The 8,263-nt window shown below is 59.1% G+C and carries 8 protein-coding genes; 6 read left to right on the top strand and 2 right to left on the bottom strand.

What is annotated here, in order from left to right; genetic code table 11:
* Positions 1 to 171: 171 nt before the first annotated feature.
* The 4 genes from ACZM96_RS08260 (at position 172) to phoU (ending at position 4,326) form a co-directional block, all read left to right on the top strand.
* Positions 172 to 861, top strand: a complete 690-nt coding sequence (locus ACZM96_RS08260) for a response regulator transcription factor (protein WP_346666569.1) — start codon at positions 172 to 174, stop codon at positions 859 to 861.
* A 2-nt stretch (positions 862 to 863) separates the two neighbouring features.
* A complete protein-coding gene (locus tag ACZM96_RS08255; RefSeq protein ID WP_489488469.1) occupies positions 864 to 2,639 on the top strand; it encodes a sensor histidine kinase in 1,776 nt (591 codons plus the stop codon).
* 36 nt (positions 2,640 to 2,675) lie between these two features.
* Complete coding sequence (gene pstB, locus ACZM96_RS08250) at positions 2,676 to 3,434, top strand: phosphate ABC transporter ATP-binding protein PstB (protein ID WP_294485826.1); 759 nt, start codon at positions 2,676 to 2,678, stop codon at positions 3,432 to 3,434.
* Positions 3,435 to 3,624: 190 nt separating this feature from the next.
* On the top strand, positions 3,625 to 4,326 hold the full coding sequence (gene phoU, locus ACZM96_RS08245) for a phosphate signaling complex protein PhoU (RefSeq protein ID WP_489488468.1): 702 nt from the start codon (positions 3,625 to 3,627) through the stop codon (positions 4,324 to 4,326).
* Positions 4,327 to 4,410: 84 nt separating this feature from the next.
* Here phoU and uraA read toward each other — a convergent pair whose 3' ends face one another.
* Positions 4,411 to 5,661: a uracil permease gene (uraA, locus tag ACZM96_RS08240; RefSeq protein WP_489488467.1), complete on the bottom strand. Its 1,251-nt coding sequence runs from the start codon at positions 5,659 to 5,661 to the stop codon at positions 4,411 to 4,413.
* A gap of 115 nt (positions 5,662 to 5,776) precedes the next feature.
* Positions 5,777 to 6,418, bottom strand: a complete 642-nt coding sequence (locus ACZM96_RS08235) for a flavodoxin family protein (protein WP_489488466.1) — start codon at positions 6,416 to 6,418, stop codon at positions 5,777 to 5,779.
* A 152-nt stretch (positions 6,419 to 6,570) separates the two neighbouring features.
* On the opposite strand from ACZM96_RS08235, the gene tsaA reads away from it, so the two are divergent.
* Both tsaA and ACZM96_RS08225 read left to right on the top strand, forming a co-directional pair.
* Positions 6,571 to 7,257, top strand: coding sequence for a tRNA (N6-threonylcarbamoyladenosine(37)-N6)-methyltransferase TrmO (gene tsaA, locus ACZM96_RS08230; RefSeq protein WP_489488465.1), 687 nt, complete (start codon positions 6,571 to 6,573; stop codon positions 7,255 to 7,257).
* A 471-nt stretch (positions 7,258 to 7,728) separates the two neighbouring features.
* Positions 7,729 to 8,263 (top strand): cysteine peptidase family C39 domain-containing protein (locus ACZM96_RS08225; RefSeq protein WP_489488464.1); only part of this gene is annotated, 535 nt, incomplete at its 3' end.

Genomic DNA, 8,263 nt, shown 5'->3' with positions numbered 1-8,263 from the left:
ATTCCGTCCGGACAGCATGGAACTTAGAAAGGTATTGTTGCGGCAGTATATCCCGGATGTTAACTTTTTGTTTCAGTTCAACATGGCGGCAATTCACGATATTTTTATCAGAATGTAACATTGGCTTCATACTGGAAGGCTACATACATTCCAAACCGAAAGGGGAACATTGTGGACAACAAAAAGCCGGTCATACTGGTGGTAGAGGATGACGACGACATCCGTGAACTGGTGGCCTTTTCTCTGGAAGAGGAAGGTTATCATGTGGAACAGGCCGCAGACGGTCTTCGCGGTCAGGAAATGGCGGAAACGCTCAGGCCCGACCTCATCATTCTTGATCTCATGCTGCCTGGGCGTGACGGTCTTTCCGTATGCAGGGAGCTGAACAAGCACGCCGCGGAAAGCATGCCGTGCCCCATACTCATGCTGACGGCGCGCGGCGAGGAAATGGACCGCATCATAGGCTTCGAGTACGGAGCCGACGATTATGTGGTTAAGCCCTTCAATATCCGTGAGCTCATGCTGCGCGTGCGGGCCATTCTGCGCCGCCGCAGCATGGACACGGGCAAGCGCGTCATCACGAGGCACGGCGTGAGTCTCGATCAGCAGGGGCGGCGGGTTTCCATAGACGGTCGCACCCTGGAACTCACCGCGCTGGAATATCGCATTTTTGAGGACTTCTTCCTCAATGCGGGACGCATCCGTACCCGTGAGGAGCTGCTGTCTTCCGTGTGGGGATATCAGTTTGAAGGATATGAACGCACGGTCGATGTGCATATAGCCCGTCTGCGCCGCAAGCTCGGAGACGCCGCCCAGTATCTGGAAACGGTGCGCGGCATGGGCTATCGCTACAAGGAATAGCCATGAAGAACACTACCTTTTCCATCAAGATCTTTTTCTGCTTCTGCGTCGTCATTCTGTTCTCCGTGCTGGTGCCGTGCGGATATTTTCTCCACAGCATCAAGCAGGAGAGCATCGACCTTACGCGCGAGGAAGCGTTCCGCGAAGTCTCGTTTGTTCGCACCTATATTATGGAAGAGGTGGAGAAGGGCGAGTTCGATCAGGAGGGCGCGCTGCCGGAAACGTTGAAGCGATTCTATTCCGGCGGCGAGCACCGCGTTACCCTCATCGATGCCGAAGGAACCGTGCTTTACGATTCCTTTGCCGAAGACGTCTCCCAACTGGAGAATCACCGTTATCACGAAGAAGTGGCCAAGGCCTTCACCAGCGGCGAAGGTTCCAGCGTGCGGCACAGTTCCAGCCTCGGCACGTCCTTTGTGTATGCGGCGAAAAGGGTCAGCATTCCCGGAACGGCCATAAGCGTCATCCGGGTTGCGGCGCCGCTGTCCCTGGTGGAGGAGCATGCCGGCGACAGAAGCCGGGCGCTCATGGCCGGCGCCGTGGCCGCGCTTGTCTTTGCCGTGGCCTTTGCCGCGTTCATGTCCATGCGCTTCCGCCGTTCGCTGCAGCTCATGATTTCCTCCGTGGAAAATCTGGCCACGCCCGGAAGCCGCAGCGGACGCATCAGCCTGCGCACGCTGCCGGGCGACGAATTCGCGCCGCTGGCTGCGGCGGTGAATTCCATGGCCCAGCGCATGGAAGTGCAGGTCAATCACATTCTTGCCCAGAAGGCGCAGCTCGACGCCGTGCTCAACAGCATTGCGGAAGGCGTGCTCGTGGTGGATCACGAAGGCTGCATACGCAGCGTGAACGCCACGCTGGTGAGGCTCTTCCCCCGCGCGGCCCACGCCGAGGGGCTGCAGCCCGTGGAGGTCATTCCGTCTCCCGATCTGCAGAAGGGCATAGAGTCGCTCAAGCACGCCGTGCCGGAAAAGCCCGTGCAGTTTGAAATGGACAATATGTCCGGCCGCAAGCTGCAGGTGCTCATCTGCCCCATCGTGGGCGAAAGCAAACTGCTCATGGCCGTGGCCGTGTTCCACGATATCACGGAAATGTCCGTGCTCATGGAAATGAGAAGGGATTTCGTGGCCAACGTGTCGCATGAGCTGCGCACGCCGCTCACGGCCATCATGGGATACGCCGAAAGCCTGAAGCGCTACGTTTCGGAACCAAGAGCGCTTCACTTCCTGGAAGTCATCGACCGCAACTCGCAGTACATGGCCACCATGGTCAAGGATCTGCTGCAGCTCTCCAGCATAGAGAACGGCGCGATTCCCATGGACATCAAGCCCATGCCCGCCTCCATGGTCATACGCGGAGGCATGGATCTGTGCCGAAGCTCGGCGGAAAGCAAAAAGCTCGAATTTGTTGAAAAACTCGACGACGGCGATTTTTCCGTCAACGCCGACGCCGAATATCTCACGCGGGTGGTGCGCAATCTTCTGGAAAACGCCTGCCGCTACGCACCGGAAGGCTCGCAGATCGTCATTTCTGCGGAGCCCGACAAGGAAAACGGCATGGCGGTGTTCCGCGTGGCGGACAGCGGCCCCGGCATTCCTCCGGAACTTCGCGTGAGGGTGTTCGAGCGCTTCTACCGCGTGGAAAAGCATCGGGGCGGCCAGGTTTCCACCGGACTGGGGCTTGCCATCTGCAAGCACATTGTGGAGCGCCACGGCGGATGCATTTCCATTGAAGACGGCCCCGGCTGCATCGTAAAATTCACCGTTCCCCTTGCCTGAAACCTTTAGCCACGTCTCTTCTCAAGGAGATTTCCCATGCAGAACATAAAGATGGAGACCGTGTCGCTGAACTTCTTTTACGGAGCGAAGCAGGCACTCAAGAACATCAGTCTCCAGTTTCCCGAAAAAAGGGTAACGGCGCTCATTGGTCCTTCCGGGTGCGGCAAAAGCACGTATCTGCGCTGCCTGAACCGTATGAATGATCTCGTGGCGGGCAGCCGCGCGGAAGGCGGCATCCTGCTGGACGGCAAGGACATCAACGTGAAGGACTGCGACGTCGTGTCGCTGCGGCGTCGGGTGGGCATGGTGTTCCAGCGCCCCACCTCGTTCCCCAAGAGCATTTTTGAAAACGTGGCCTACGGACTGCGCGTCAACGGCGAGAAGTCGGAATCCGTCATTGCCTCGAAGGTGGAGGAAAGTCTGAAGCGCGCCGCGCTGTGGAACGAAGTGAAGGACAGACTTTCCGATTCCGCGCTGGCGCTTTCCGGCGGTCAGCAGCAGCGCCTCTGCATTGCCCGCGCCCTGGCCGTGGAGCCGGAAATCCTGCTCATGGACGAGCCTACCTCGGCTCTTGATCCCATCGCCACGCAGCAGATCGAGGAAGGCATAGGTCAGCTTCGCGATCAGCTTACGGTCATCATCGTGACGCACAACATGCAGCAGGCGGCCCGCGTTTCGGACTACACGGCCTTCTTCTACATGGGCGATCTTATCGAAACCGACGAAACCGACGTCATTTTCACCCGTCCCAAGCTGAAGCAGACGGAAGACTACATCACGGGCCGCTTCGGCTAGACCGCGTTGTGCTGCCGTGCCTTTGCGTCGCGCTTCGCGGCGAAAGCACGGCGTTTTTTTGTCCGGAATCGTGCTTTTTTCAGACGGAATGCGGCTGAAGGCGCTTAGGATCGGCGGCGCCTGGAAGCCTCATGTCCGCCGAATACGTTCCGCGGGAATCTCCCCCGGGACCATGCCGCATGGAGATTCCATGCGCACGCAGAGGTTGACCATGAAGGACGACATGTACGGTTCTTCCGTACTTCGTGGACTGAGGACCGAACTGCTCACCATGGGCAGTCTTGTGCAGATGGCCTACAGCAAGGCCCGCACCGCAGTGCTTCTCCGCAATGAGAAGACTGCGGAGGAAGTGGTGCGCGGCGACGACGTCATCGACGACATGGAGCTGGAACTCGACGAGAAATGCACCAGCGTCATAGCCAGAACGCAGCCCGTGGCCAAGGATCTGCGCTTCATTCTCACGGCCGTGCGCATGGTGCTTGATCTTGAGCGCATCGCCGACGAGGCCGTCACCATAGGTCGTCAGGTGGAGCATCTTCCCGAGGCTCTGCCTTCGGAACTGGAGCAGAATCTTGCCCGCTACATGCAGCTGGCGTTCGACATGCTCGACACGTCGCTTGGCGCCTTCCGCAATGAGGACGTCAATGCCGGCATGACCGTCTTCCACAGCACGGACGAGAGTGTTCGTCTGCTTCTGGCCATCTACGAGAAGCTCATGGACGCCGTGCGCCGGAATCTTGTGGATCCCGGCGTGGCGGTGCCGCTCATTCTCATTGTGCGCTCCATCGACCGCATCTGCCGCCGTTCGGAAAATATTGTGGAGCATCTGTGCTTCATGTGCGACGGCATCACCGTCAAGCACAGGGTGAAGCTGTCCGGCTCCGAAGCCTGAGAGCGATGAAAAAAGAACGAGCCCCCTCCGGCGCAAGGCTGAAGGGGGCTTTGTCGTGCCCTGGGCAGGGAAGGCGGGCGGCGCTTAGTCCTTGCGCAGCAGATGGAAGTGATCGAAGAGCTTGAACGCGAGGCTCATCAGGATGGCGACGAGGGTGGCGAGCACCATGCCCTGAATGGTGAAGGAGCCGAAGGAGAGCTTGGCGCCGCTCAGGCCGATGATCATGATGACGGACGTCATGACCAGATTGGAGGACTTGCTGTAGTCCACCTTGCGTTCCACGAGCACGCGCAGACCGGAAGCGGCGATGACGCCGAACAGAAGAAGGCATACGCCGCCCATGACGGGCACGGGAATGCCGCGGATGAGTTCGGCGAGCTTGCCCACGAAGGAGAGCAGAATGGCCATGATGGCCGCGCCGCCGAGCACCCATACGCTGTACACGCGGGTGATGGCCATGACGCCGATGTTTTCGCCGTAGGTGGTGTTGGGCGTGGCGCCGAAGAAGCCGGAAAGGATGTTGGAGCAGCCGTCGGCGAACAGGGAGCGCGAAAGGCCGGGATCCTTGATGAGGTCGCGGCCGACCACGTTGCCGGTGACGAGCAGATGCCCTATGTGTTCGGCCAGCACCACGAGGGCGGCGGGAGCGATGATGAGTATGGCGTTGAGGTCGAAGGTGGGGGCGTAGAACTGCGGCAGCTGGAACCAGGGAGCCTCGATGACGGGCGTAAGATCGACCATGCCCATGAAGAAGGCGAACACGTAGCCGCAGATGACGCCGAACAGCACGGGAATGATGGCCAGAAAGCCCTTGAAGGCCACGGAGCCTACCACGGTGACGGCGAGGGTGAACATGGACACGAGAACGTTGTCCATGTTGATGGTCTCTCCGGTGAGGCCGGCCATGGAGGCGGCGGTGGGGGCGAGTTCAAGGCCGATGACGGCGATGATGGAGCCCATGGCCGCAGGCGGGAAGATGACGTCGATCCATTTGGTGCCCACGGCCCGGATGATGAGCGAGAAGAGGATGAACAGCAGACCGAACACGATGAAGCCCGACTGCGCGGAGGAATATCCGCTTGTGGCGATGATGGCGAGCACGGGCGAGATGAAGGCGAAGCTGGAGCCCAGATAGGAAGGAATTTTTCCTCTGGTGATGATGAGATACAGCAATGTGCCTATGCCGTTCATGAACAGGCAGGTGGTGGGATTCACCTTGAAGAGGAAGGGCACGAGCACGGTGGAGCCGAACATGGCGAACAGGTGCTGAATGCTCAGAGGGATATTGAGAAGAAGCGGCGGACGCTCTTCGACCTGAATGACGTGATACTCCACGGCAGTATCCTCGCGGGAAAAAGGGTTGAGGGCGTCGTGCAAGGGAAGCGGGGCGAAAAGCAGACGCGTTTTTCTTTTCGTCCCGTGGGGGGCGGCGGATGAGCCCGGTTTCGGTTCAGACGCGTGCAAGCGCGAGGCGGCGTCCCATCTCGAAGGCCTTGCGGCAGTCTTCGGGGAAGACTTCCTCGTGATACTTCTTCTTTTCGGCGGGATCGTAGCGGTCGGCCTCGTAAAGGCTGTAATCCTTGAACTGCCAGGCGTTGGCGCTGCAGCATATTTCCGTCTGCACGCCCAGCATTTCGCTCATGCGGGCATGAATGACGGCAAAGGGCGCGAGCACTTTTTCCGTCTGATCGGCGGTCACGCCGAAGGTGTAGATGAAGGCCGAGGGAATTCTGCGGGGGAAGACCCAGCGGTTTTCCTTGTTGTAGAGCATGTGGCAGAAAAGAAAGCGCTGTTCGAGCGCGAGCATTTCGGGCGTGACGTTGCTGTAATAGACGGGAGAGCCGAAAATAATGGCGTCGGCCTGTTCCATCATTTCAAGGACGGGGGAAAGTTCGTCCTTCATGGCGCAGTGCCCGTGTCGGCCTTTCTTGAGCTTGCAGGAAAAGCAGCTCATGCAGCCCCGGTACGACAGGGAATAGAGCTGAATGAGCCTGGTTTCCGCGCCGACGGAGGCGGCTCCCTCCAGGGCGGAGTTCAGCATGGTTGCCGTATTTCCTTTGACTCTCGGACTGCCGTTGAGCGCAAGTATCATGATGTTTCCCCCGTGCGATGGCGTGTTGGAGCGGTTCGGCATGCATAACCATATTCGCGTTAGAATAGGGCGTAAGCGTTTCTCTTGCAAGCCGAAAATGACGGAACTCGCTCCGCCTTGCCTGCGCTTCGGGCTTTCGCTATGCTGGAGCCATGGAACCCATAGCTCACATACACACGGATTTGCCGACGAAGTTCGGGGTGCCGCGTCAGTGCGGTCTCGTGGAGGCGCTGAAAGGGCGCATCGTGTTCACGCCGAAATTCCGGGAGCCGGAAGCGCTGCGCGGTCTGGAGGATTTTACGCACATCTGGCTCATCTGGCAGTTTTCGCGCGCCGTTCGGGATGAATGGTCTCCCACGGTGCGTCCTCCCCGTCTGGGCGGCAACATCCGCATGGGCGTGTTCGCCACGCGCTCGCCGTTTCGTCCCAATTTTCTGGGCCTGTCCTGCGTGCGGCTGGAAAAGGTGGAACTCTCCGGCAGAGAAGGACCGGAACTTTTCGTGTCCGGCGTGGATCTCATGGACGGCACGCCCATTTTCGACATCAAGCCCTACGTCCCGTATTCCGATTCCCATCCCGAGGCGCGGGGCGGATTCACGACGCGCCTTGCCGACCGCACGCTGCGCGTGGACTTTCCCGAAGCCTGCCGCAGACACTTCACCCGCGAGCAGCAGGAGGCCATTGCAGGCATTCTGGCGCGGGATCCCCGGCCGCATTATCACACCGATCCCGAAAGAGTGTACGGCATGCCCTTTGCCGGATACGACGTTCGTTTCCGCGTGCGCGACGGCGTGGCCGAGGTGCGGGAGGTCGTGAAGCTGGCATCGCAGGAGGGCTAGGCAGACCCGCGTTGCCGGAGGCTGCCCCTTTGCGGCGCGCGGAGCCGGCGCTGCTCTCGTTTGCGGCCGGTCGGCGTGATTTTGTTTTTGGGGACATAGGCTTCAAAGTCGTGCCCGGCTGCGTGTTTCGGAAGAACGGCTCTCTTTTTTGCGTCTGAGGGGGAGCGGTCAGAAAAAACTCCGTATTATGCCTGTTTTTTTGACAAATTCCAATATGTGCCCGCGCATGGCAACGCAAAGCGACGCGGTAAACATGCCTTTTTGCTTTTTGAGATCAGTCCGATGGGCGGAAAGAATGTGAAAAACTGTGACCGCCGTCATCTTCGCAGAAGGAAAGTTTTCTGATAGAAAAGGGCCGTGCAGAAGTGCCGCTCCGACGGGACTGGTGCTTTCGTCACGGAAAAACGGAATTTTTTTATTGAGATATATTATGTTCTCCGCATGTTGAGACATGCAGAGAAGGCAGGCATCATGAGCGAGTCTCAGACAACAGTTTCTTCTCCGGCTTCTGCGGCCATGACTCCGCTTTCCCCCTCGGAAGTGGATTTCATGCCTGCGCTTCTGAGAAGTTTTTCCATTCTCATCCGGCTCAAGGGCAAGCATGTTTCCCCGCAGTTTCTTCTTGCCGGACTTTCCGGTTCCGAAAAAATCAGTGTCGGAGCCTGCCTGCGGGCCGCGGAGCGGGCCGGACTCAAGGGCAAGGTCATGTATAGGCCTTCGCTCGACAACATTTCGCCGCTGACCATGCCGTGCGTCCTTCTTTTAAAAGACAACGCCTCGTGCGTGCTGACGGCGCTCGACGCGGACAAGGCGGAAGTGATTCTTCCCGAGCTCGGAGACGGCGTGCAGACCGTGCCCCGCAAGGATCTGGAAAGTCAGTATTCCGGCTACGTGGTGTTCGGAGCCCTGGAAACCCGGGTCGATGCCCGGACGGAACCCGTCAGGCTCGGCAGAAGCAGACACTGGTTCTGGGACGTGCTGCGCTTTTACATGCCCATTTACCGTC

The sequence above is a fragment of the Mailhella sp. genome (assembly GCF_057866825.1).
This window is presented reverse-complemented; position numbering and strand designations above follow the sequence as displayed.